Origin of the sequence: Arthrobacter sp. PAMC 25486 (assembly GCF_000785535.1) — a bacterium.
Taxonomy (GTDB): Bacteria; Actinomycetota; Actinomycetes; order Actinomycetales; family Micrococcaceae; genus Specibacter.
Map to the genome: position 1 here is coordinate 2,102,702 of NZ_CP007595.1, position 23,647 is coordinate 2,126,348.

The window sequence follows — 23,647 nt, forward strand, 5'->3', positions numbered from 1 at the left end:
CCTTATGTTCTTAGCCCCAGTGCGGGGGTTTGTTCTCGCGCAACCACTCATCATGGCCGCGGCCGGAAGGGGTGTCGCCCCACGTATGGTCGGCGTCGTGCGGGGCAACCTTGGGCAGCACCGCAGCATCGTTTGCGGGTGCTGCTGCCCCCTCTGGCTGCCCTGGCTGCTCTGTTGCCGCAGCGTCCTTGGACTTTTCCTGAGCGCTCACGGGAGCCTCACTTTCCTCGCTTGCGTTTACTTCTTCGCTTGTTGTCACCACGGCCGGGGCACTGTCCGCGGCGGCACCGGTGGTGTCGTTGGCTGCCTCTTCCACGGCGCGGGCCGGCGGGGCAGCAGGAGCCGCGTTCCGGCGTCGTGCGCGGGGCGAGCCAATGACGGCTGTCATTGATTCGTCGAGGGGCTTGCCCATCAAGGAATCGAACTCTCCGTCGCCGGCCGCGGGAACCACACCCAGATAGCGGCTAATTTGGTCGGCGCAGCTGGAGGGGTCGGTGAAGACTTCAATGGTCCACAGCGGGACGTAACGCCAGCCGAGTCGTTCGAGCATTTGCGGGCGAAGGCGGCTGCGTTCGCGCACGCTCATGCCCTGGTACTTGGCAGTGCCGTCGGATTCAACGGCCACGGGGACGGGAATTTCGTGCTCTTCCCGGCCCAGCAGGGAGATCGGATTCGGGGCGGCCGCCAAGTCGAGGGCGCCGTCATAGTGGTGCCACACGCGGGCGCCGCGGGCACTGAGCCTGTCGGCCAGGTCGGCAACCAGCGGGTCCTCGCCGGTTTCACGTTCACTGTCCAGCGCCCGGGTGGCGGGGCTGCCCAGCAGGGAATTGCCGGACAATTCACGGTCCAGCAGCTCGAAGAAGTCAACGGCACCGTGGCTGAGCCGGTTTTCATCCAGGTCTTCCGGACGGAAACACGTCAGGATGTGGATGTGTGTCCGTGCCCGGGTCATGGCCAGGGCAAATTTGGAGCGGCCATCCGGTTCGGACAATGGACCAAAGCCGTGCAGGGCGCGCCCGTGCGGGGTGCGTCCGTAGCCCAGGGAGAAGATGACCCTGTCGCGCACCAGGCCGGCGGCGCGGTCAACCGTGACAACACGGAACGATTCCGGGCCGCTGGCAAAGAACTCCGCGAGCAGCGGATGGTTCGCCATTTGCAGGCGGATGGCCTGGGCCACCCGCACTGCGTGGCGGTCGCTGGCGGTGATGACGGCCAGTGATTCGCGCGGGCGGACCCGGGCGTGTTCAAAGACCAGGTCCACCACCTTGTTGACCTCGGCGACGACGGATTCCACACCACCGTCACCGGCGCCGGGCAGGCCCTTGCCGTCGGGCAGGTAGTCAACGGTCAGCGAACGCTCCAGGCCGCTCAGGGCCCGTCCGTCGGGGAGGCGTTCCAGCTGTGAGTCGTAGAAGCCGCTGCTGAGCTGGCGGACCAGGTCCTCATCCACGGCGCGGTAGGAAACCGTCAGCCGGTGGCGCGGCAGGATCCGGGACAGGGCACCAAATACGCTTTCAAGCGGGTGCGAACCGGCGCCGGCTTCCCCGGGTGCACCTACGGCGACGGAGAAACTCTTGGGGCAGGCGGTTTGTTCATCGCCAAAGGCCACGACCTGGTCGGCACGGGCCAGTGACGGCAGTGCGGACTGCAGGGACGTTGATTCCGCATCCAAAATGACGACGGCGTCGAAACGGTACCCCTCAGGAAGCGCCGACGGCACAGCGAGCGGGCTCAGCACAAACACCGGTGCCAGGTTGCGCAGCAGGTCCGGTGTCTGGGCGACCAGCGCGGCCATGGACACTCGTCCGTCCTTCAGGACGTTGCGCAGCATCTCGCCCTGGCGGTGCGGGGCAGCCAAAATCCGTGTCCAGTCTTGTGCCAAACCCCAGCGGATCCGCCCGGGTCCGGAAGCAACGTGTGCCTGGTCCGCCAAGCGGAACTCGGCTTCCAAGCGGCGCAGGTTGTCGCCGTCGGACATGGCAAGGTACTCGTCGCCGCTGATCATGGCTTCCAGGGCGGACTGCCACCAGGCAAGCTCCAACTCGGCGCCCGCCTGCTCGGACGGCACTTCGCGGCGGGCCAGGTCATCGAGCAGCTCGCCCAGGCCCTGCTCCTGCATGCCTTCCCACAGCAGCGTTCGCTCGGGCAGGTGCTCCAGGGATTCCTTTGAGGCGACCAGTGCCTCGAGCCGGCCAATCAGTTCCCCGGCGTTGAAGTTCAGCAGGTCTCCGCCGTCAACTGTCCGTTCCAGTACGGTACCCAGTGACAGCAATTTCTTGCACAAATCCTGGTAGCTCCGGCTCAAGTCGGCCAGGCCGGAGGGGACGGTGGGGTGGCGCTTGCTCGTGGCGGCCTTGGCCCACTGGGCGCTCTGCTCGCTGACAAGCACCAAGGAGGCGTGCAGGTCGGTGATGTGCACACCGGGCCGGACCAGGTCCTTGGCGTTGCGCCGGAAACGGGCGCGCTGCAGCGCGGGCATCTCAATGCTCCGCTCACGACGCCAGGCAGTGGTGGCCGTGGCGGCAATCATTTCATCCGTAGGCCAGTCAAAAACGTCGGCGTTGAACTTGTCCAGGCTCTCCCGAATGGCCACGAGCATGTCCAGCTGGGCGCCCCATTGGGCAAAGGAGACGCCCTGGCGGATCTGGCCAAATTCAGCCACTTCGCCCATCTTTTCGGCAAAGCCGGGCACCTTCACATACAACTCTTCGGCCAGCGCAAACGCTGCTTCGGTTTCCTTGCGCGTCACCATGCGGGCGCCGTGCCAGGCACTGCTGACGGCGACCTGGCTGAAGGCGCCGAGCTTGGCAGCCCGCTTCAGCCGGTCAGTCAGTTCCTTGCGGTCGCGAATGTTGTCCAGGACGCTGCGCTTGAGGCGCACTGTGGTGGAGGGTGCCGGGTGGATCGAGGTCAGTTCAGCCAGCGACTGCATGGCCTGGTACGGCGAGCAACCCCAGCGTTCGCGGACGTTGTGCAGGCTGGACACATGGTCGACGAGCTGGTGGCGGTGGTCGACCAGTGTCTCATGCAGGGTCGCAAGCTTGGGCTCGGTGGCCTTCTCGTTACGGGTGATGGCACGGACCAGCTGTGACTTGATCTGCTGCGGTCCCGTGTGGGCGCTGAGCTGCAGGAGCAGGGAGTCAAGATCATGGTCGGTGAAAATCTGGGCCAGCTCGTTGAGCGTCCCCCGCCGCTCACCAACCACCAGGACGTTCTTGCCGTCATGGACCAGCTGGGCAATCGCGTTGATGGCGGTTTGGGTTTGGCCAGTTCCGGGAGGGGTGGACACCAGCACGGATTCACCGCTGCGGATCAGATCCAGCACATACTGTTGCTGCGGATCGGCGTCGCGGACAAGAATTTCCTCGGCCGGATGCCGATCGTCCAGGGCGGCAAAACGACCGAAGTCGGGTTCCAGCTCCACCGGCAGGACGTCGTCTTCGCTGTGCTCCCGCAACTGCTCCAACAGCTCGCTTCCTGCGAGCAGGGTTGGATCGTTCAGGTGGTCAGCCAGGAAGGCGAAACTGGAAACGACCAGCTCGTGGTCAACAGTGGCACCAAACATGGGGGCGAGCAATGTGCGCACCCGTTCAAGGACGGGGGCCGGGTCAAAGCGGGCAGTGCTATAGGCCAGACGGCCCAGGGATGCGGCATCAAGGTGAATGTTTGAGTGCTCGGCCAGGTGCTTGACCAGCGCCGGGTTCACCTGGGCCTGCTCCATCAGCTGGAGCTCGTAGTCATCCTGGCCGGGGCGGACGGTAAGTGCGACGGCGGCCAGCAGCACGGGCGCACAGACGTCACCGCCGTTTTCGCCCACCACAGCTGACCAGCGGGCCATGCCGGCACCAAGGTAGCCGGCGTCGATGCCGCGGTCGGTGCTCAGTTCAAAGATTTTTGCCCGCAGCGCTGCGGCGGCCTTCTTTGCCGCCGTATAGTGCTCGGGTTCACGAATCAACGTGGAGAGTCGGGTCTTGCGCCCTGCGAGCAGCTGGGCCAGGCCCGACGGGTGTGCGTGGCTGAGATCGATGCTGCCGTGTTCAGTTTTCACAAAGGCCAGCGCGGTGTCCGCACCGGAATAGGAATCCAATCCAGCAAGCCAGGCTTGGAGCTCCAATGAGCTCTCCTTGGGACCTGCAACTTCGGACACGGGTGCCTTCTTCTCTGCACTTAAGCGAAACGGTCTTGACCATACTGACATGCAATTTAGGCTATCGCTCCCAGCCTGTTTATGCCTGCTCGGCACACTGGAGGACGCCAAATTAAGCCTGAATTCACAGGCTTAAGGCGTCCCCCGGTGCACTTAGCGCGGGATTACTCCCATTCGATGGTTCCCGGCGGCTTGGACGTGACGTCCAGGACCACTCGGTTGACACCTTCGACTTCATTGGTGATGCGGTTGGAGATCTTTGCCAGCAGGTCATACGGCAGGCGTGACCAGTCGGCGGTCATGGCGTCCTCGGAGGATACCGGGCGCAGCACGATCGGGTGGCCGTAGGTGCGGCCGTCGCCCATGACACCAACGCTGCGGACATCTGCCAGCAGCACAACAGGCATCTGCCACACTTCGTTGTCCAGGCCGGCTGCGGTGAGCTCGGCGCGGGCGATGGAGTCAGCCTTGCGGAGCAGTTCCAGGCGTTCGCCGGTGATTTCACCGACGATGCGGATACCCAGGCCGGGGCCGGGGAACGGCTGTCGTCCAACGATCTCGGCCGGCAGGCCAAGCTCGGCGCCAACAGCACGGACCTCGTCCTTGAACAACGCACGCAACGGCTCAACGAGCTCGAAGCGCAGGTCCTCGGGCAGACCGCCAACGTTGTGGTGGCTCTTGATGTTGGCTGCGCCTTCACCACCGCCGGATTCAACAACGTCGGGGTACAGGGTGCCCTGGACCAGGAACTTGATCTCTTCGCCTTCGGAAGCGGCTTCGGCCATGATGGCGCGCTCGGCTTCCTCGAAGGCGCGGATGAATTCGCGGCCAATGATCTTGCGCTTGGTTTCGGGGTCGGAGACACCGGCCAGTGCGTTCAGGAAACGGTCCTGCTCGTTGGCAACGTACAGATTCGCTCCGGTGGAAGCCACGAAGTCGAGTTCAACCTGTTCGGCTTCGCCTTCGCGCAGCAGGCCGTGGTTGACGAACACGCAGGTGAGCTGGTCGCCCACGGCGCGCTGCACCAGGGCAGCTGCCACGGCGGAGTCAACACCGCCGGAGAGGCCGCAGAGGACGCGGGCATTGCCGATCTGGTTGCGGATGAGCTCAACCTGCTCGTCCAGGATGGACGTAGCGGTCCAGTTCTTTTCCAGCTTGGCACCGTTGAACAGGAAGTTCTCCAACACGGTCTGGCCGAATTCGGAGTGCTTGACCTCTGGGTGCCACTGGACACCGAAGAGACACTTTTCCTCGTTGGCGAAAGCTGCAACGGGTGCACCTGCCGAGGATGCCAGCACATCGAAGCCCTCAGGGGCCTGCTGCACGCTGTCACCATGGCTCATCCAGGTGGTCTGGTTTGCGGGGGTTGATGCCAAAATGGAGCGGCCTTCGCCGACCAGATTCACATCGGTGGCACCGTATTCGCGCTGGCCTGTCTCGGCGACGGTTCCGCCCAGGGCTGCGGCCATGGCTTGGAAGCCATAGCAGATGCCCAGGACCGGAATACCGGCTTCAAACAGGTCTGCACCAACGTTGGGTGCACCCTCTGCGTAGACACTTGAGGGTCCACCGGAGAGGATGATGGCAGCTGGGTTTTTGGCCAGCAACTGCGCAGTTGTATAGGTATGCGGCACGATTTCCGAGTACACATTGGCCTCACGCACACGGCGCGCAATCAACTGGGCGTACTGGGCACCGTAATCCACAACCAGGACGGGCTTCTGGGAAGTCTGGGCCTTAGCGGGAGTAGTCACCCACCAATCTTAACCCACGCCGGCGCCCCGTTGCTGCGCACCCGCGGTTTGAGTGACGAGCACCTCACAATTCCCTTTCGCGCCCTCCCGTTCGGATGTAGGACCCCATCGTCACACCACCCAACGCTCGCGCAGATAAGGGGCCCTAACGCCAAACGCTCCCGCAGATAAGGGGCTCCTCGTCACAAAGCTCGCGCAGATATCGGGGTTAATGCCAAACGCTCCCGCATGTGCAGGAGCGTTTGGAAAAAGTGCCCTAAAGCTGCAGGAGCGTTTGGAAAAAGTGCCCTAAAGCTGCAGGAGCGTTTGGAAAAAGTGCCCTAAAGCTGCAGGAGCGTTGGGAAATAGTGCCCCGGATGTGCAGGAGCGTTTATTGGGAGGGGCGGGGGCGGACCGGCTTAGTACCGCTTGCCGGCCTTCGGGTTGGCTGCCACTTCCGCGAGGACTTCCTTGTGCACCTTGGCCTCAACGATGAAGGACAGGAAGGGGACCACGCCGCCCAAGGCAATCAGCACCAGCCGGCTGAAGGGCCAGCGCATGAGCGTCCAGAGGCGGAAGTCGCCGATCAGGTACACCACGTACATCCAGCCATGGATAATCAGCACCGTGGTCGAGAGGTTCACACCGCCCGTAATGGGCATGACGCCGCCGTCGATGTTGACCAGCCCGAAGCCGTGGGCAGCGCCCGCGGTGTCGGTTCCGCCCGCCACCAGCACGCTTTGGAAGCCGTAGCGGAAGATCAGTTCAACAACCAGCAACAGCAACATGACGCCTGTGGCGTAGGCCGTGTACTTGTAGAACGTCAGGGCTGAAAGGATCTGTGCCGGTGTTCCGCCAAAGCGGCGTTTCGGGGCAGCCTTGGCGGACTGCGCGGCGGTGCCGCCCGGCGCTGGGCTTGATTCGGTGTTCTTGGACTCGGTCACTGTGCCGACTCTCCTCAATCTGTTTCTGTATGTCACTTTGCACGGGCATCAACTGGCGCAATGCATCAGCTGGGTGAAGCGTTAGGCGGGATGATGCGCGGCGGCAGGCTCGTCGCCGTCGTGCTGGTCATCCAATCCATCGTTGTCGATGTCAAAAAGCTCGTCCTGCTCGCGGCGGTAGTCATCGGCCACCAAACGCCACCAAAGGAACAGTGCGAAGCCGGCGAATACCACCCATTCAATGGCATAGAAAATGTTCAGCCAATTGATTTTATCGTTTTGGTCGGTGGCGGTCACGGTGATCGGCGTCAGCGCCCCGCCGGAGACGGCAGCACCCACTTCCTGCCCGTCAAGCAGCTCACTGTGAGAGACGATGAAGGCGGCGTAGGTGGTCACGGACCAGGTATTTGTCAGCTCAGCCGAGGAGAGCGCCGAAATCTGTCCGGCAGGAAGATTGGGCGAAACGACGGGCCCTTCGGAGTTCAGCAGCCGGCCTTCCAGGGCGATGGTTCCAGCCGGTGCTGCAGGCGGGCTCCCTGCACCGGAAACCCAGCCGCGGGCCACCGGAATGACCACTTCCTTGGTGGCCGCAACCCCGTCCAGGGCAGGCGCATCATCAACAACGAACGCCGTGACAACCCAGTAGCCGGTCTTCCCATCCTGCAAACGGGACGAGACCAAAACTTGTTTTGTGGTGTCAAAGTGGCCACTCGCGGCGACCAGCTGGCCCTCGACATTTCCCATCATGGCTTCGCCTGGGTCCATGGTGTCCAGCAACGGCTGTACTTTTTCAGTCACCGATGGCGGGGCAACATCTTTCTCCAACGATCGGGAAAGCTGCCACTGGCTGAGGAGGACAAGGACGGCGGCGACGGCCAGCGCAAACACCAGTGCGGCTATCCATTTGGGCTTGACGGCAGTTTTTAACACACTTCAACGGTACTTCGTAACCATGTAGAACAACGAATGCAGCTTTCCCGGCACCCATCACACAGCGAAGAGCAAGTGCCCGCAATGGCCGGCGGGTGTGGATTAGTGGTCGAAAAACACCAGGGTTGAGTTGATCAATTCGGCGATGACCTCGGCGTCGTGGGCGCGACGCAGGGATTCGCGGAAGTTTTCCTTGAACAGTGAGCGGGCCAGCGTGGCCAGCACTTCCAGGTGGGCGGAGAACGAACTCGCGGGGGTGGCGATGAGCAAAATGACGGTGGCGGGGCCGTCTACGGCTCCGAAGTCCAAGCTGTGGTCGAACTTGGTGATGCCGACGGCGATGGAGATTTCGTTGACGTGGGCGCTTCTCGCGTGGGGCAGGCCGATGCCGCCGGGGAGGCCCGTTGCCATCTGGTGTTCGCGGGCATTGACGTCCGCAAGGAAGCCTGCCAGGTCGGAAATACGGCCCTGTTCAAACAGCTTGGCGGCCAGTTGGGCCGCGGCATCCTCCTTGGATTCGGCCACCATTTCCAGGATCACGAGGCCCGGATTGGTCAATTCTGTTTCATAGCGTTCCAGCGAGCCCGATGTCATTGGTACCTTTCGCCTGCGTCCAAGGGATGTTCCCGCACCCAGTCTAGCCGCACCGTTGCTCGCAAGGCCCTGACTGCAGCACCGCCGGCCGCTGTCCCGACGCCCCGAGCAACTGCCTCGCATTAAACGCCAAGGCGCCCAATCCGCGGGGGACGGGCGCCTTGGCGAAAGCTACAAAAACTACGGTGCGACGATGACCTCTACGCGCTGGAATTCCTTCAGGTCGGAATAACCGGTGGTGGCCATGGAACGGCGCAGCGCACCGATCAGGTTCGAGGCGCCATCGGCCTGGTGGGCGGGGCCGTACAGCACCTCATCCAGCGTGCCAACGGTACCCATGTGCACGCGGTGTCCGCGCGGCAGCTCCTGGTGGTGCGCCTCGGCACCCCAGTGCCAGCCCTGTCCGGGAGCCTCGGCCGCGCGTGACAGTGCGGCGCCGAGCATGACGGCGTCGGCGCCCATGGCGATCGCCTTGACGATGTCGCCGCTGGAGCCCATGCCGCCGTCGGCAATGACGTGGACGTAACGTCCGCCGGACTCGTCCATGTAGTCGCGGCGGGCTGCTGCCACGTCCGAGATGGCACTGGCCATGGGTGAACGGATGCCCAGTGCCCGGCTCGTGGTGGTGGAGGCGCCGCCGCCGAAACCGACCAGCACCCCTGCCGCGCCGGTGCGCATCAGGTGCAGGGCGGGGGTGTAGCCGGCCGCGCCGCCCACGATGACGGGGACGTCAAGTTCGTAAATGAACTGCTTGAGGTTCAAGGGTTCGGTGGATTTGGAGACGTGCTCCGCCGAAACGGTGGTGCCGCGGATGACAAAGATGTCAACCCCGGCGGCAATAACCGTCTTGTAAAACTCCTGCGTACGCTGCGGTGTCAGCGACCCTGCCACTGTCACACCGGCGGCACGGATCTCGGCCAGGCGGGCGGTGATCAGTTCCGCCTTGATGGGCTCGCTGTAGATCTGTTGGAGGCGCACGGTGGTCTCGGGGTCCACCACGGAGGCCTGCAGCAGTGCGATTTCATCCAGCAGCGGCTGCGGATCCTCGTAGCGGGTCCACAGGCCCTCCAGGTCAAGCACGCCCAGGCCGCCGAGCTTGCCGAGGGCAATGGCGGTCTCCGGGGACATGACGGAGTCCATCGGCGCACCGAGGACGGGAATATCAAACTGGTAGGCGTCGATCTGCCATTTCACTGACACGTCCTGGGGGTCGCGGGTGCGCCTCGAGGGCACAATCGCAATCTCATCCAACGAATATGCGCGGCGTCCACGCTTTCCACGGCCAATCTCAATCTCATAAGTCACGCCCCCTAGCCTATCGCAGGCAGGGCCCCGCCCAAGAAAGTGGGCGCTACGAGTCGCTGCCGGCCGCCGCCTGAAGCGACTTGGCCGCAGCATCCTCCAGCACCGTTATCGCCTCAACCCGGGATGCCATAGCGGCAAAGTCCGGCTCCCCCGGCGCCCCGACAAGCTCCGTGAGCGCATCCCAGTGCTCCCCCAAAGCCTTGTATTGTGCGGCCAGCTCCACCAGCCCGGCACGTTCGACGCCGGACACCTCCTCCCCGGCCGTCGCCACCTCCGCCAGGAATTGCGCATACAACGGCCGCAGGGCGCCGGGGCCGCTGTAGCGTTTTCCGGCGAGCAGCCCGTGCAGCATGTCCATGCCCGCAGCGGAGCGGTTGGGGTCGCCAAAGATCCGCATCCACCCGCGCTTTGAGGACGAGTCGGTGAGCCGCTGCACCCACGTCGCCATGCCGAGGATGCCAAAGTTTTTCGCGTAACCCGGCGGCACCCCGGGCGGCGCCTGCTGCGAGAGCAGTTCCGCCGCAGTCTCCCCCATCGACTGGCGCACAACGTCGAGGGTCAGTGCGTCAGCCTCCTGGACCGCCCCGCCGCGGACCACCACGTGCCCCTGCCAGTGTTTGTCGGCCTTGCGGGAGTTGCGCGCTTGCGCCAGCGCGGGTGCGGTGATCCGCTCAAGCCGCCTACCGCCGTCGTCCATCAGGTAATCCGCACCATCGCGGGCCACCACCACAACGTCCACCGAGTCCATGTCGGCCAGCGGGTCCTTGGCAACCCAGGGCAGTTCCCCGCGCACAACCCGCACGACGGCGGGCACTCCCGTTTCCAGCGCGGCGTCCAGTCGGGATTGGGCGAGCTTGGCGCTGCCGGTCTGCTGGATGTTGACGGCGGCCCCGCTGCGATGCAGGAGGTTTTCCGTGTAGGGGCCGGGATGGAACCGCGTGACGGCCGACGCCGTGGTGGTGTCCTTATATTCAAAGGTAAAGATCATGAAGCCGATGCCGCCGGCCAAGCCCGCCAACATCGCCTCCGTGAAAGGGCCGCCGGTGAACGGGCTGCGCACCCCAGAGGCGGACAGGACACGGGTCCACAGGCCGGAATCCCAGTGCGAATATTCGGTGGAGTGGTCATAGGCGGATAGCATGCGTTGATTCTAGCCGGGCGGGGTTCACTACCGGCCACGGGCGGTCCCCTCGGCCGATAGCGCCTACCGCCCTCCCCGGCCGATAGCGCCTACCGCCCTCCCCGGCCCCCGCTTCGCGTGGCCGGGGGCCCTCGGCCGATAGCGCCTACCGCCCTCCCCGGCCCCCGCTTCGCGTGGCCGGGGGCCCTCGGCCGATAGCGCCTACCGCCCTCCCCGGCCCCCGCTTCGCGTGGCCGGGGGCCCTCGGCCGATAGGCTTAGCGCATGACTGACACAGAACTGCGCATGACTGACCACGAGCTGCTGACTTTGTTGTCGATGACCCCCACGGAATCGGCCGCGGTGACCCTGGGCCTGCTCCGCCTCGACCAGCACGGCGACAACGAACTGCTGCACAACGCAGGACTGACAACGCTGATGGTGCGCGGACTGGCCTCCCCGCAGGGCGAAAAGATCGTCCCAGTGGACAAGTGCGCCGTGGTTGGAACCGTGCTGTCCCAGGCCCAAGAATGGCTTGAAATCAAGCTGACCACACCCACCAGCGAACATGTGCTCTTTGCCGTTGGCTCCAATGTGGGCGCCGTATTGCTCAGCATCAGCCCCTACGGCGTGCACGAGATCCAGCCCATCGAATCCGGTGCCGCCATGCTCGAACTGGCCCTGCACCTGTGCAACGAATACCTTACCGGTGCCGCCGAGGGCCTGCCCGCTACGGCCGTTGTGCGGCGCCTGCGCGTTGACGCCGAAGCCGTTGTGGCTCAGCTGACCGCTGTGGAATCCGGGGACTGGGTACTGCGTTCCGGCACGGAATCCGAGTTCGTTGAGGAAAACTACCCGGCCGCCGAAGCCATGGGCCGGTTCAAGGCCGCCCTGGACGCGTAAGCGCTGGCGCCTTCGGCGTGTTTGGGCTGCCCTTGCCCGTTTGAAACTGCAGCCGAGGCGATGAACACCGTGATTTTCTCGCACCAGCTGCAGTTGCAAACTCAGTGCGCGCCGGGGAATCGCACCAGCTGCAGTTGCAAACTCAGTTTCGTCCCGCTACGCGGATTGGGGCCACCGTACTGGCATATTCCTTTCCTCGAAGCGGGTCAGGAGCCGCAAATCGTACGGTTGCAAGCATGCACGTCTCGGCTCCAGACCGTACTTGATGGTGCGCTTGGCAAAACTGTGGCGGAACGGAACGCGTGGCAGTCGAATTACGCCCGTAGCCGGTCCCGCCGGCCCTGCTCAACGAAAAAACACACAGCACGTGTGCCGACCCATTGGAACTGAAAATTGTGGCTGTCCATGTCGCTGCCGTGATTGCGCGGGTCCGGCATGGTTCCACTCGCCCAAGTGGCGCGGGATCCGGACCAGAAAACAATCAGGCGGGGTTCTTTTGGGGTGCGGGGGTAGTCGTGGTCATTCGCCCCCGGTGTACCGTGCGCGAATGGTAATAGCTACCCCCGCAACCACCAGGGGTGTCCACAACGGCAGCGAATGACCACAACGCACCCCTGCCACACACACACACACCTTGACGACATCAGGGTAACCCCACCAGGCAACGAGCCCGCCAACCGTGGCCAAACAACACCCCTACATCACGGCAGCGACATGGATAGCCACTCTGAAAATAGCGAAGGTGAGGGCATTCTTCGAAGTTTTGGCCCGATCCACTGCGCGAATCCTGGCCAGCCCCGACTCTTAAAGCAGACCGGCGGCCGGCCCCTTTCATGCGAAAGGGGCCGGCCGCCGTCGTACTTCAGGAAAGCGTTACTTGTTCAGGTAGTTCGGGGCTTCCACCGTCATGGTGATGTCATGCGGGTGGGATTCCTTCAGTCCGGCCGGGGTGATGCGCACGAACTTGCCGCGGGCCTTGAGCTCGGCGATGTTGGGCGAGCCCACGTAGAACATGGTCTGGCGCAGGCCGCCGACCAGCTGGTAGGCCACGGAGGCCAGCGGGCCGCGGTAGGCCACACGGCCCTCGATGCCTTCCGGGATCAGCTTCTCGTCTCCGGTGACATCGGCCTGGAAGTAGCGGTCCTTGGAATAGGAGGTGTTCTTTCCGCGGGACTGCATGGCTCCGAGCGAACCCATGCCGCGGTAGGCCTTGAACTGCTTGCCGTTGACGAACACGGTCTCGCCAGGGGACTCCTCGGTGCCGGCCAGGAGTGAGCCGATCATGACGGTGTCGGCGCCGGCAACCAGTGCCTTGCCGATGTCGCCGGAGTACTGCAGGCCGCCGTCGGCGATCAGCGGGACGCCGGCCGGGATGGCAGCCTTGGCGGATTCGTAGATGGCGGTGATCTGCGGGACACCGACGCCGGCAACGACGCGGGTGGTACAGATGGAGCCCGGTCCGACGCCGACCTTGATGCCGTCGGCACCGGCGTCGATCAGGGCCTGTGCGCCTTCGCGGGTGGCAGCCTGGCCGCCGATGACGTCAACGTGCGCCGCGGCCTTTTCGTTCTTGAGCCGCTGAATCATTTCCAACACGCCCTGGCTGTGGCCGTTGGCGGTGTCCACAAACAATGCGTCAACGCCGGCGTCAACCAGCGTCATGGCCCGTTCGAAACCGTCGCCGAAGAAGCCGATAGCTGCACCAACCATCAGGCGCCCTTCGGAATCCTTCGTGGCCAGGGGGTACTGCTCGGCCTTGGAGAAGTCCTTCACGGTGATGAGGCCACGGAGGATGCCGGCGTCGTCAACGAGCGGGAGCTTTTCAATCTTGTTCTTGCCCAGCAGCATGGAGGCGTCTTCGCGGCTGATGCCGACGCGGCCGGTGATCAGCGGCATGTGCGTCATGACGTCGCGGACCAGGCGCTGGGAGTATTCGCTTTCCGGGATGAAGACGGTGTCGCGGTTGGTGACGATGCCCAGGAGGCGGCCGTCTTCATCAACGACCGGCAAGCCGGAGACGCGGAAGCGGGCGCACAACTCATCAAGGTCTGCCAGGGTGGCGTCCGGGCCAACTGTGACCGGGTTCGTGATCATGCCGGACTCGCTGCGCTTGACCAGATCCACTTCCTCGGCTTGGCGCTCGATGGACAGGTTGCGGTGGACAACACCCAATCCGCCCTGGCGGGCCATGGCAATTGCCATGCGGGATTCCGTCACGGTGTCCATGGCTGCGGAGAGCAGCGGAGTCTGCACGGTGATGCGCTTGGACACGCGCGAGCTCGTGTCAGCCTCGGACGGGATGACGTTGGTGTGTCCGGGAAGAAGCAACACATCGTCGTAGGTCAGGCCAACAAAGGCGAAGGGATCATGAATTTCAGGCTGGGACACGAAGGCTCCTTGGCGGGGGTAGAACCATTTTGGGGTGTGCATCCGATGGCCTGTTCCGTGATTACGAAGCTGGCCTGTGCGTTGCTTACAGTCTAAAACGAAAGCCGCTGATGCCCTATTCCCGAGTGGTTGGTCACACCCGGGCCAGTTAAACCCTGATTTTCCGCCCCGTGTTCCGCCCCGGCAGCAGGGCCCGCAGGGCATTGAGGATGGTGGCCAGGTCAACCAGCTCCTGCGCCAGGGCACCGGCAACCGCGGGTATGAAGCCGAACGCGGCCAGGATCATGAGCCCCACGCTCAGCACGATGCCGATCCAGATGCTCTCAATGGCAATTTTCATGGTGCGCCGGCCCGTCTCAACAGCCTGGGAAACCTTGGCGATGTCATCAAGCATGATGACCACGTCCGCGGACTCGCTGGCCGCGGTGGAGCCCTTGGCACCCATGGCAATTCCGACGTCGGCCGCGGCCAGGACTGGCGCGTCATTGATGCCGTCGCCCACCATCAGGACGGGGCGCTCAGGGAGAGAGTTTACGATCCGGACCTTGTCCTCAGGGAGCAGGCCTGCCTTGACGCCCGTGATGCCTGCCTGCCGGGCAACGTGGTCGGCCGTCGACTGCGCGTCGCCGGTAAGAATGATGGTGTTATGCAGACCCAGGGCGTGAAGTTCCGTGATGGTGGCGGCCGCGTTGGGTCGGATGGGGTCGCTCATGATCAGTGACCCCGCGAAGACACCATCGATGCCGACGTACACAGCCAGCTGGCCGCCGGACAGCCCGGCCGCCACCAGGCCTGTTGAATGTTCTGCAACAAAGGCGGGCTTGCCCACAACCACCGTCCGGCCCGCGCATGTTGCCACAACACCGTTGGTGGCATGCTCCACGGCGTCATCCGACGGGTGCAGCGTGAGCCCCCTCGCTTCTGCTTCAGCGATGACGGCGGACGCCAGCACGTGGGAGGAATACTGTTCGGCAGATGCGGACAACGCGAGAAGCTCATCCGCTGAGACGGTGCCTGCTGTCCGGACTTCTTCCAGCGTTGGCCGACCACCGGTCAGGGTTCCGGTCTTGTCAAAAGCGGCTGTTTTGACGGTGGCCAGCATTTCCAGGGTGCCACCATTTTTGATGATGATGCCGTTTTTTGCTGCCCGGCTCATGCCGCCAAGGAAGGCCACGGGCGCGGCGATCAGCAGCGGGCACGGGGTAGCCACCACCAAGACTTCGGCAAAGCGTGTTGGATCCTTGGTGACAAACCAGGCGACACCGGCCAGTGCCAGCGCGAAAATCGTGAAGGGAACTGCGTAGCGGTCTGCCAGCCGAACCATGGGAGCCTTGCTGTCCGCAGCTTCCTGAACCAAGACGATAATGCGGCTGTACTGCGAGTCCTCTTCGCGCGCAGTGACCCGCATTCGGACGGCAGCCGAGCCGTTGACGGTGCCGCTGATGACGGCGTCGCCGGCAACCCGGTCAACGGGCAGGCTCTCACCTGTGAGGGCTGCCTCGTCGAAAGACGCTGTTTTTGACAGGAGCATCCCGTCTACCGGGACGACCTCCGCGGGCTTGACGATCAGGACATCGTCAAGTTCGACGTCGGACGTGGGAATGTCTTCAACAACGCCATCGAGCCGCTCACGGTGGGCGATGCCGGGCGCACGGCTGAGCAGGCCCTGCAGCTCTCGCTGGGCACGCCCGGCTGCATAATCCTCCAGGGCCTCGCCGCCGGAGAGCATCATGACAATGATGAGCGACGCAAAATACTCGCCGACAGCCACGGTGCTGATGATGGCGGTGACGGCCAGAATGTCAGTGCCCCAGTGCCCGCGCAGGATGTCCTTGACCATGCCAACGCCTTGGTACAAGGCAATTCCGACGGCGTATAGGCTCGCCACCCACTGAGCCTGCACGCCCAATCCGGTCAGTGCGAGAATGCCGGTGATAACCATAACGAGAACGGTCAACGCCACGAGGGGGTAGCGGCGGATGAACCCTGCAATTTTGCCGGTTGCGGCTGGTGGCTGCTGCACTTCCGGGGTGCCAGGCTTCATTGCCTGCGATGTCTGACGCACAGAATCGTTCATGCCCATAGTCTCGCGCGAGTCAGCGGTTTCACCAAGTTCAACGAAGAATGACACCGATCCCACTTTCTGACACCGGGATATCGGTGTCAGAAAGCGGGATCGGTGCCATAAATGCCGGATCAGACGATCCGGTCAGCTTCCGGCACGTTAGTGCTGGTGTGCTGCTTCTTCGTCCTCGGCAGGCTTGTCCGTCACGAGTACTTCGGTGGTGAGCACCAAAGCCGCGATGGAGGCTGCGTTGCGCAGGGCCGAACGGGTGACCTTGACGGGGTCGATGACGCCGTCGGAGATCAGGTTGCCGTATTCGCCGGTGGCAGCGTTGAAGCCGAAGCCGTCGTCAAGTTCGCCAACCTTGTGCACCACAACGTAGCCGTCATGGCCAGCATTCTGGGCGATCCAGCGCAGCGGCTGGGCAACAGCCTTGCGAACCAGTTCGATCGCTGTTGCGGCGTCACCTGTCAACGCCAGAACCGAAGCGTCTTCGTCCAGTGCCTTGGCGGCCTGTACCAGTGCGGAACCGCCACCGGCCACAATGCCTTCTTCCAAAGCTGCACGCGTTGCGGACACTGCGTCCTCAATACGGTGCTTCTTTTCCTTCAGCTCGACCTCGGTGGCTGCACCAACCTTGATCACGCCGATGCCGCCGGCCAGCTTGGCCAAGCGTTCCTGCAGCTTTTCCTTGTCCCAGTCGGAGTCGGTGCGCTTCAGTTCGGCGTGCAGCTGAGCCACGCGGGCTGCCACATCGTCGGCCGTGCCAGCACCGTCAACGATGGTGGTGTTGTCCTTGGTGACGGTGATACGGCGAGCCGTACCCAGCACCTCGAGGCCAACCTGGTCCAGTGACAGGCCGATCTCCGCGGAGACAACCTGTGCGCCGGTCAGGATCGCAATGTCCTGCAGCATCGCCTTGCGACGGTCGCCGAAGCCGGGAGCCTTGACGGCAACAACGTTCAGTGTGCCGCGCAGACGGTTCACGATCAGCGTGGACAGTGCCTCGCCGTCGACGTCTTCGGCAATGATGAACAGCGGCTTGTTGGCAGCAAGTGCCTTTTCCAGCAGCGGCAGGAATTCCTGCAGGTTGGAGATCTTGCCCTGGTTGATCAGAACCAGTGCGTCTTCCATGACTGCTTCCTGGCGTTCCGCGTCGGTGACGAAGTACGGAGACAGGTAGCCCTTGTCGAACTGCATGCCCTCGGTGAGGACCAGTTCGGTGGAGGTCGTGGAGGATTCTTCGATGGTGATGACACCATCCTTGCCGACCTTGTCGAACGCCTCGGCGAGCAGGTCGCCGATTTCCTGGCTCTGAGCGGAGATGGCGGCAACTTCTGCCACCTGTCCACCCTCAACCGGGCGGGCGTTCTCCAGCAGGCGCGTGGCAATGGCTTCAACGGAAACCTGGATGCCGCGCTTGAGCTCGCCGGGAGCCGCACCTGCGGCAACGTTGCGCAGGCCTTCCTTGACCAGTGCCTGTGCCAAAACGGTGGCCGTGGTGGTGCCGTCGCCGGCAACATCGTTGGTCTTCGTGGCAACTTCCTTGGCCAGCTGTGCACCAAGGTTTTCGTACGGGTCTTCCAGCTCCACCTCGCGGGCGATGGTTACGCCGTCGTTGGTGATCGTGGGAGCGCCCCACTTCTTGTCGAGCACAACATTGCGACCGCGCGGGCCGAGGGTGACCTTGACGGTATCGGCAAGCTTGTCGATACCGGTCTCAAGGGCCTTCCGTGCGCTGTCATTGAATGCAAGCTGCTTAGCCATGCGTTTGGTCCTTTCAAGCAAAGACCCCGCTCCCGACCCTGGTGATCTCGAACGAATCGAGGCCGCAGGAATGACCGGCGCGGGGCTTTACAAAAGTGGTTACTTAACTACGATGGCCAGTACGTCGCGGGCGGAGAGAACCAACAGTTCCTCGCCACCGGTCTTGACTTCGGTGCCACCGTACTTGGAGTAGATGACTACGTCGCCAACAGCAACGTCGATCGGGACACGGTTGCCGTTGTCGTCAACGCGGCCGGGGCCGACTGCCACAACTTCGCCCTCCTGGGGCTTTTCCTTGGCAGTGTCCGGGATGACCAGACCTGATGCGGTGGTCAGCTCTGCTTCGAGCTGGCGAACAACAATACGATCCTCAAGAGGCTTAATAGAGACCGACACTTAGGACCTCTCCTTCACACGTAAATTCTTTGGATGCCTGGCAGTCTTCACGCCATGTTTTTGTGGAACCCAACCGTCGTCGCGGTGCCGGTGATGTTCCCATGGCAAAAAGTTCAGAGCATTAGCACCCTCGGGGTGAGAGTGCTAACCCTGACTCTATGGAATTGATTAGCACTCGGTCAAGGCGAGTGCCAGATTTGCTCTTGAAAGTACGACGCCGGCGGGCCGGGTTTCGCTGACGGCGCATCTTGGGTGCCGGGTAAAGACATACCGGACACGGCCCGGCCGGGCAGGACGGGCAGGGCAGGACGGGCAGGGCAGGACGGGCGGGCAGGACGGGGCAAGTGGCCAGTTCACTGACAGTGCACGGCGCCTGGTTACGGCAGATGACTACCGCGCAAGCGAGCATCATCTCGGTGTCTTCATTTCTTGCCCCGCATAGGGCCCCGCCCCTCAGCGGGAATTCTTTGCGGGCGGGTCTTACGGGACGGCCCATCGAGTGTGAATCGCAACGGTAAATGGTTTGGTTTTCGCAGAGCTTTCCCCTTACGGAACAACTCTTGCTGCCGAGTGCGTCGAAGGCAGCGGCACTTGATGATCTGCTCGGCCGGAGGAATCAATAAATGTCGCGGCGGTGGCCTACTCGAATGGCCAGTACGGTGAAGGTGCTATCGGTAATCTGGGCGAGGATGCGGTAGTCGCCAACGCGGTAACGCCACACGCCGGAGTGGTTGGCGGCAAGCCCTTTGCCTCGCTGACGAGGATCCTCAAGGGTTTCGATTTCCTCGAGGTAGACCATCACGCGCTGCTGGACCACCCGGTCAAGCTTCTTATACTCGCGGTCGAACTCTGCGGTGGTTTCAACCTGCCACCGCGACGTCACCGTTCCGTCTCAGCCTTCAACTCGGCCAACGGCCTGCTGCGACGGCCCTCGGCTTCGAAAACCGCGATAGCGGAATCTGCTGCGAATGCATCTTCGAGGTCTGCAAGATACTCATGGAGCGCGGTCCTGACATAGAAGCTCTTAGACCGGCCGGTGCGCTGCGTGAGAACATCAAGGCGGGCTTCTTCATCGGGTGTGAGTCGAATTGAGATAGTCATCGTGCCAGCTTCCTGTGCAGCTTTATAAGACAAGTTTACACGTGGCCGGGCAATGATTCCCAGTGAAGGTTACCCCTACGGGCACCAAAAGGCAGTGCAGTCGACTTCTGAGGGTGACCTGATGTCTTCGGCAGCGCATTCGGCAACGGCGCAGCCAAGGAGCTATCCGTTCGATCCGGCGCCCGAGAGAAGGGTGTCCTTCCGCCACCGGCTCCATGCATACGAGACACTGATCGAAGCTGGGACGATGAAGAGCAGCAGCACCGGTGAAGAGATGATCGAAGCCATGGCCCCTGTTAGGGCTGATGCTGCGGCCGTTGCGGCCAGGCTGACGGCGACCATCAGGGAATACGCCCTGGCCAGCTCACCGGGTTCAACGACATCATCGAGAAGGATCGAGAGGATGATCGAAATCGGTGCGATCGCCATGCCACAAAGGAACATGGCCGGGACCAGCCAATACGGCCAGAGCGCTGCAAACACTGCCAGGCTGAAAACCACTGTGGCCCCGAGGAGGAAGACACCCAACTGCTCACGCCTGCGCCACGACCAGTTGCGCGCACCGTAGACGAACGCCCCGACGACTTCGCCAATGGCAAGGACGGCAAACAACAAACCAGAAAGTGCCGGCGCTGCCGTGCGCGTGGCTATCGCCGGCAACGCCACGACAAACACTCCGGATACCACCCCCACTGCGGAAGCCGTTCCCAGAACCGTGACCAGACCCGATGGCCACTTTGGCCGTCTCGAAGGCGCCCCATCACGTTTGATGTGAGGGCGGGACGGGGGCTGCTGAGCTACGAACAACAGGCACGCCGCTGCAATGACAACGGCAGCGAGGACTCCGGCGGCATCCGGGGTAGCGAAGAGCAAACAAGCGCTGACGATGAGCGGGCCAATGGTCACTGCGGCTTGGAAAAGGACGGACAGGAGGGCATAAGAGGCCGCCTTGTCGCCGTCCCCCTCCAGAAATTCCGGGAGAGCCGCCCGCACCGCTGAGGTTACTGCTGGAATACTGCTACCCGCTAATAGGGCCAGTGCCGCGATCAGCCATAGGGGCCCGCCGGCGTTTCCTATCATCACGAAAGCAGCGATGCTTGCCGCACAGGCCACGCCCGCGATCCCAATCACGATCCGGGACCCCAGACGGTCCATGAGGGCGCCTTGGATACCCAGCCCGCAGGCATTACCCAGACTAAAGAGTGCACTGACCGTTCCCGCCGCAGCGAGCGAATCGGTCCAGCGTTCCACTGTCAGCACCATGGTCAGCGCCAACATGCCGATCGGCACTGCGCTGAGAAATACGGCGGCCAGTCGGGGTGACACACCGCGAGATTTAAGAACGGTCGCGTAGGAAAACGAAGTCACAAATTCCCCTTCGTGATTCCCACCCAACCGGGAGCATGTCTCCCTGACTCAAGGCTCGTCATCGATCCTCTGACATGAGCCTACGCCAACACGTGCGGGGGCAGGGCTGCCAATAGATCCAGCAAACCCCACTCTCACCGGTCAAGCCCGTGGGGCTTGCCTCTCGACCATCGCCATGTCTGGTGCCCTGTGTCAGCTTTTGGATCTCCCGGGGCTCAGCATGCTACGGCCGTGTGTGCCGTCCTGCAGAGGGTTCCCGGCAAGGAACCGGTCCGATTATGCGGGCTGATGCCGCAGAATGCTGGGTTGCCAGCCTAGAACGGCGTTGACCAGTTCTTCCTGGGGTTGTGCACTGTCGAGCCGAAGCACGGGTTTGTCTAGGCTTGTGAGCCATCTTTCGTGGCTGATACGACTCCTTCCTTTGAACATGGGATTGTCATAGCCCTGCGCCCATTCCAAGAATCCTTCCCAAGCAACTTCGTCAAAATTGCTTCCGACTCTACGCGCTGTCTCACGAGTTTTCAGACGACGCATCCGTTCATCAGCATTGAGCGATAGATATATGACAGCATCGCATTGGTCAACAATGCTTTGTCCCCAACCGAGCATTGATCCTGAGAGGATCCAGGCTTCACGGGGAACGAATAAAGTCTGCATCAGATCAAGTCGTTCTTTTTCGGCGCGCTTGTCCACGTATGGCGGATCAGACGGTAGCCAGAAATAGTCATCAGCATCGGCATGAGGCACGGACCAATGGTTGGCAAGTGCACGGGCCAGAGTCGTCGTACCGGAACCACTAGCTCCCATGATATGAATTCTCGAGCGTTTCATTCTTCCAATTCTTGCATGCAAGATCGTGGTGCTTCGGCAGCCCGGCTCACGTCATCGAGCTGCATACTCGTGCTGTGTTTCCCGCAGGAGGTTACCCCTACCGGCATGCGAGAGCCGTGCAGCTGGCTTCATACCGAGTGGCTTCTGATGAGCCGCCAAGATGCAGGACAAAGCCGAAAACAGCACTTCGTCAACGAGTGGCCGCCCATTACCACCATTACGCGCCGAAGTTCCTCAACTTTCGCTTTGTCTGACGTTCCGATTCAGTGCCGTGCAAGGAGTGCTGCTCTGTTGCCACTATTGCGACGCGGCTACTGTTCACAGTCCTGGCTGGATGCAAGGATGTTGCCATGACAACGAGCCCTGTGCACGTGCGCAACCTCAAGAAGCAGTACGGCACCTTCACGGCCGTGGATGGCATCAGTTTTGAGATCCACGACGGTGAAACGTTTGCCCTGCTGGGCCCCAACGGTGCTGGGAAAAGCACCACAATTGAAATCCTGGAGGGTTACCGGGACCGCAGCAGCGGTGAAGCACGCGTCCTTGGCACAGATCCACAGCACGGCGGTTTGGACTGGAAGTCCCAGCTGGGCATTGTGCTGCAATCGAGCGGTGAAAGCGGCAACGTCACGGTGCTTGAACAGCTGACCCACTTTGCCGGCTACTACCCAAACCCGCGCAACGTCGCCGAGGTGATTGACGCCGTCGGACTGGACGGCAAGGCGAAAACCCGGATCGCCAAACTGTCCGGCGGGCAGCGCAGGCGGGTGGATGTGGCACTGGGCATCATCGGAAGGCCCCGGCTCTTGTTCCTGGATGAACCAACCACCGGCTTTGACCCGGAAGCCCGGCGGCAGTTTTGGGAGCTGATCAACCAGCTCAAGGCCGAGGGCACAACGATCCTGCTGACAACCCACTACCTGGATGAGGCGGCAACGCTGGCGGACCGGGCAGGGGTGATCGTGGGCGGCAAGTTGGTGGACATCGGCCCCATCGATGACATTGGCGGACACGACGCAAGGGTGCCGCTGGTGCGGTGGCGGCAGGACGGCGTCGTCCGCGAAGAGCGCACCGCCGAGCCCACCGCACTGGCCGCACGGCTTTACGCAGAGGCGGGCGGTGAGGTGCCGGGGCTTGAAATCACCCGCCCCAGCCTCGAAGACATTTATTTGGACATGGTGGGCAATCACTCCGCTGCGCAGGAATCCGTGGCGCAAGATGTGAGGGGCGGTGCCGCATGAGGACACTGCAGCTGGGCACCTCCCGCATTGGCTACGAGCTGAAATTGTATTTCCGCCAAGGTGATTCCGTCTTTTTCACGTTCTTGTTCCCGATCCTGATGCTCTCGGTGTTCGCCGTGGCGTTCAGCACCAGCCCGAATATTGGTGCTGACATGGACGGCGGCGGCATCACGTATGCGGCGTTCTACCTGCCGGGCATGGTGGCCGCGGGCATGCTGCTCAGCGGGGTCCAGAACCTGGGTGTGGACATTGCCGCTGAGAAGGGCGACGGCACGCTGAAGCGGCTGGGCGGCACTCCCCTGCCCGTGTTTTCCTATTTCATGGGCAAGATCGGCATGGTGTTTGTCAGCTCGGTGCTGCAGGTGATCCTGCTGCTGCTGGTGGCCCGATTCGCCTTCGACGTGGAGCTTCCGGCGGAGGCCGCCAAGTGGCTGACGTTCACGTGGGTGTTCCTGTTTGGCGTGATCACCAGTTGTGTCTTGGGCATCGCCCTCTCCGCGCTGCCGCGGTCCGGGAAGAGCGCCACGGCCGTGGTCATCCCGATCGTGCTGCTGCTGCAATTCATTTCCGGCGTGTATCTGCCCTTTTCCCAGCTGCCCGTGTGGCTGCAGAACTTTGCCAGCATCTTTCCGCTGAAGTGGATGGCGCAGGGCATGCGTGCGGTGTTCCTGCCGGAGTCATTCGAAGCCATCGAACCCAGCGGCTCGTGGGACCTGGGGCTCGTGGCCCTGGTCATGGGTGTGTGGCTGGTAGTGGGGCTGGTGCTGTGCCGCTTCACGTTCCGCTGGATCCGCAAGGACCGCTGAGCCGGCCCC

18 protein-coding genes are annotated in these 23,647 nt (G+C 62.8%); 3 read left to right on the forward strand and 15 right to left on the reverse strand.

The annotated features are described in order from the left end of the window. Positions 1–10 precede the first annotated feature (10 nt). The 7 genes from art_RS09655 to art_RS09685 form a co-directional block, all read right to left on the reverse strand. Positions 11–4,198, reverse strand: a complete 4,188-nt coding sequence (locus tag art_RS09655; RefSeq protein ID WP_038464500.1) for an ATP-binding protein — start codon at positions 4,196–4,198, stop codon at positions 11–13. 113 nt (positions 4,199–4,311) lie between these two features. After that, the gene (gene guaA, locus art_RS09660) at positions 4,312–5,901 is read right to left on the reverse strand and encodes a glutamine-hydrolyzing GMP synthase (protein ID WP_038464503.1); all 1,590 of its coding nucleotides are present in this window, start codon (positions 5,899–5,901) and stop codon (positions 4,312–4,314) included. Between the two features lie 398 nt (positions 5,902–6,299). After that, positions 6,300–6,719: a DUF3817 domain-containing protein gene (locus art_RS09665; protein ID WP_253901588.1), complete on the reverse strand. Its 420-nt coding sequence runs from the start codon at positions 6,717–6,719 to the stop codon at positions 6,300–6,302. 186 nt (positions 6,720–6,905) lie between these two features. Continuing rightward, positions 6,906–7,754, reverse strand: coding sequence for an SURF1 family protein (locus art_RS09670; RefSeq protein WP_038464508.1), 849 nt, complete (start codon positions 7,752–7,754; stop codon positions 6,906–6,908). A 102-nt stretch (positions 7,755–7,856) separates the two neighbouring features. Further along, complete coding sequence (locus art_RS09675) at positions 7,857–8,348, reverse strand: PTS sugar transporter subunit IIA (protein WP_038464511.1); 492 nt, start codon at positions 8,346–8,348, stop codon at positions 7,857–7,859. 180 nt (positions 8,349–8,528) lie between these two features. After that, positions 8,529–9,653, reverse strand: coding sequence for a GuaB3 family IMP dehydrogenase-related protein (locus art_RS09680; protein WP_038464514.1), 1,125 nt, complete (start codon positions 9,651–9,653; stop codon positions 8,529–8,531). Positions 9,654–9,699: 46 nt separating this feature from the next. Next, positions 9,700–10,794, reverse strand: a complete 1,095-nt coding sequence (locus tag art_RS09685) for a BtrH N-terminal domain-containing protein (protein WP_052136203.1) — start codon at positions 10,792–10,794, stop codon at positions 9,700–9,702. 263 nt (positions 10,795–11,057) lie between these two features. On the opposite strand from art_RS09685, the gene art_RS09690 reads away from it, so the two are divergent. Next, the gene (locus tag art_RS09690; RefSeq protein ID WP_052136205.1) at positions 11,058–11,675 is read left to right on the forward strand and encodes a hypothetical protein; all 618 of its coding nucleotides are present in this window, start codon (positions 11,058–11,060) and stop codon (positions 11,673–11,675) included. A gap of 873 nt (positions 11,676–12,548) precedes the next feature. On the opposite strand, the gene guaB is transcribed toward art_RS09690, so the two are convergent. From guaB to art_RS21650, 8 genes are all read right to left on the reverse strand, one after another. After that, positions 12,549–14,063 (reverse strand): IMP dehydrogenase, encoded by a 1,515-nt coding sequence (gene guaB, locus art_RS09695; RefSeq protein WP_038464517.1) that lies wholly within the window; start codon positions 14,061–14,063, stop codon positions 12,549–12,551. A gap of 148 nt (positions 14,064–14,211) precedes the next feature. Next, entirely contained in the window at positions 14,212–16,005 is a 1,794-nt protein-coding gene (locus art_RS09700; RefSeq protein WP_253901589.1) for a heavy metal translocating P-type ATPase, read from the reverse strand. Between the two features lie 282 nt (positions 16,006–16,287). After that, positions 16,288–17,895 (reverse strand): chaperonin GroEL, encoded by a 1,608-nt coding sequence (gene groL / locus art_RS09705; RefSeq protein WP_038464520.1) that lies wholly within the window; start codon positions 17,893–17,895, stop codon positions 16,288–16,290. Between the two features lie 99 nt (positions 17,896–17,994). Next, a complete protein-coding gene (gene groES, locus art_RS09710) occupies positions 17,995–18,291 on the reverse strand; it encodes a co-chaperone GroES (protein WP_038464523.1) in 297 nt (98 codons plus the stop codon). A gap of 616 nt (positions 18,292–18,907) precedes the next feature. Next, positions 18,908–19,174, reverse strand: a complete 267-nt coding sequence (locus tag art_RS09715; RefSeq protein WP_038464526.1) for a type II toxin-antitoxin system RelE/ParE family toxin — start codon at positions 19,172–19,174, stop codon at positions 18,908–18,910. Beyond that, the gene (locus tag art_RS09720) at positions 19,171–19,392 is read right to left on the reverse strand and encodes a ribbon-helix-helix protein, CopG family (protein WP_038464529.1); all 222 of its coding nucleotides are present in this window, start codon (positions 19,390–19,392) and stop codon (positions 19,171–19,173) included. Before art_RS09720 ends, art_RS09715 begins: the two co-directional genes overlap by 4 nt. Positions 19,393–19,554: 162 nt before the next feature. Next, a complete protein-coding gene (locus tag art_RS09725; RefSeq protein WP_162182051.1) occupies positions 19,555–20,718 on the reverse strand; it encodes an MFS transporter in 1,164 nt (387 codons plus the stop codon). Between the two features lie 318 nt (positions 20,719–21,036). Beyond that, positions 21,037–21,591 (reverse strand): AAA family ATPase, encoded by a 555-nt coding sequence (locus art_RS21650; protein WP_082000224.1) that lies wholly within the window; start codon positions 21,589–21,591, stop codon positions 21,037–21,039. 350 nt (positions 21,592–21,941) lie between these two features. Here art_RS21650 and art_RS09730 point away from each other — a divergent pair, with 350 nt between their 5' ends. Continuing rightward, positions 21,942–22,832: an ABC transporter ATP-binding protein gene (locus tag art_RS09730; protein ID WP_038464536.1), complete on the forward strand. Its 891-nt coding sequence runs from the start codon at positions 21,942–21,944 to the stop codon at positions 22,830–22,832. Then, a complete protein-coding gene (locus art_RS09735; protein ID WP_038464538.1) occupies positions 22,829–23,638 on the forward strand; it encodes an ABC transporter permease in 810 nt (269 codons plus the stop codon). The genes art_RS09730 and art_RS09735 overlap by 4 nt, the downstream gene beginning before the upstream one ends. The last annotated feature ends 9 nt before the right edge of the window (positions 23,639–23,647 follow it).

Bases quoted from the DNA above. Each gene is read 5' to 3' on its own strand.
- art_RS09655 (WP_038464500.1), bottom strand. From the start codon at position 4,198: ATGTCAGTATGGTCAAGACCGTTTCGCTTAAGTGCAGAGAAGAAGGCA.
- art_RS09675 (WP_038464511.1), bottom strand. From the start codon at position 8,348: ATGACATCGGGCTCGCTGGAACGCTATGAAACAGAATTGACCAATCCG.
- art_RS09685 (WP_052136203.1), bottom strand. From the start codon at position 10,794: ATGCTATCCGCCTATGACCACTCCACCGAATATTCGCACTGGGATTCC.
- art_RS09690 (WP_052136205.1), top strand. From the start codon at position 11,058: ATGACTGACACAGAACTGCGCATGACTGACCACGAGCTGCTGACTTTG.
- art_RS09700 (WP_253901589.1), bottom strand. From the start codon at position 16,005: ATGGTTATCACCGGCATTCTCGCACTGACCGGATTGGGCGTGCAGGCT.
- groL (WP_038464520.1), bottom strand. From the start codon at position 17,895: ATGGCTAAGCAGCTTGCATTCAATGACAGCGCACGGAAGGCCCTTGAG.
- art_RS09720 (WP_038464529.1), bottom strand. From the start codon at position 19,392: ATGACTATCTCAATTCGACTCACACCCGATGAAGAAGCCCGCCTTGAT.
- art_RS21650 (WP_082000224.1), bottom strand. From the start codon at position 21,591: ATGAAACGCTCGAGAATTCATATCATGGGAGCTAGTGGTTCCGGTACG.
- art_RS09730 (WP_038464536.1), top strand. From the start codon at position 21,942: ATGACAACGAGCCCTGTGCACGTGCGCAACCTCAAGAAGCAGTACGGC.
- art_RS09735 (WP_038464538.1), top strand. From the start codon at position 22,829: ATGAGGACACTGCAGCTGGGCACCTCCCGCATTGGCTACGAGCTGAAA.